We start from the raw sequence: 781 nt of genomic DNA on the forward strand, positions 1-781 counted from the left end.
CTGAATGAAAAAAGGAAGCTGACCGTAAGGAGTTAGTTCAGCATCAGAATCCCACTCAACATGAACTTTGCCATCAAAGGTATCAATTTCGATCTGTGGTCGATCTTCTGGGGTATTTTGGGGTGATAATTGAGTATTTTTGGCTTCACCTAATGGGTGAATGGTAGAACCTCGCAATTTCATAGACACGGCCTATAAAAACATCAGGTTGTAGTGTTATGCCATTTATCAACTGATTTATCTAGGTTGAAGGTCATGGATGTCTGTCATATCAAAACACCTCCAAATCTTGTGGGGCATCAACCTCCCTAGGTTCTGCATAGACAAAATCTTGGTAGGTATGCTTTAGCTCCTTCTCCAACCATTTAAGACCTTCATCAATATAAGTTGGAACTTTTAGCTTTTCAGGCTCAACATCATACAAAAGATCCAATGCCATTTTTGCTTTTTCACCGTCTAGAGCTTCATATAGAGCTTTTACACACTCTTCCACAGAATCCTTCAATGACGCGTCATGCATCTTTTTAATCATCCCTGTTGAACTAGTCAAACCTCGAAATAGCTCAATGTTACTTAGTGCTATTGCATCTTCAAATGTGTAAGGAATAACTTCTTTTTCTTCGTCATCTTCATAATATTTGATTTTAAAATCATATGGGTGTAGGTCTTTTAAACAGACGCAGTTATCAACATCCGTATAACCTCTGTTTGGATTGCTTTTTGTGATATTCCCAATATTTTTCGAGATCACCACTCGACCTTAACGACCTTAGTTTTAATA

At 37.8% G+C, this 781-nt stretch carries 2 protein-coding genes; both read right to left on the reverse strand.

Annotated elements, in window-relative coordinates:
* Positions 1–183 (reverse strand): hypothetical protein (locus tag D5018_RS21465; RefSeq protein WP_207819432.1); only part of this gene is annotated, 183 nt, incomplete at its 3' end.
* Positions 184–271: 88 nt separating this feature from the next.
* Positions 272–751: a hypothetical protein gene (locus D5018_RS21470; RefSeq protein WP_133309379.1), complete on the reverse strand. Its 480-nt coding sequence runs from the start codon at positions 749–751 to the stop codon at positions 272–274.
* Between the last annotated feature and the right edge of the window lie 30 nt (positions 752–781).

The sequence above is a fragment of the Parashewanella curva genome (assembly GCF_003675895.1).
GTDB classification, from domain to species: Bacteria; Pseudomonadota; Gammaproteobacteria; order Enterobacterales; family Shewanellaceae; genus Parashewanella; species Parashewanella curva.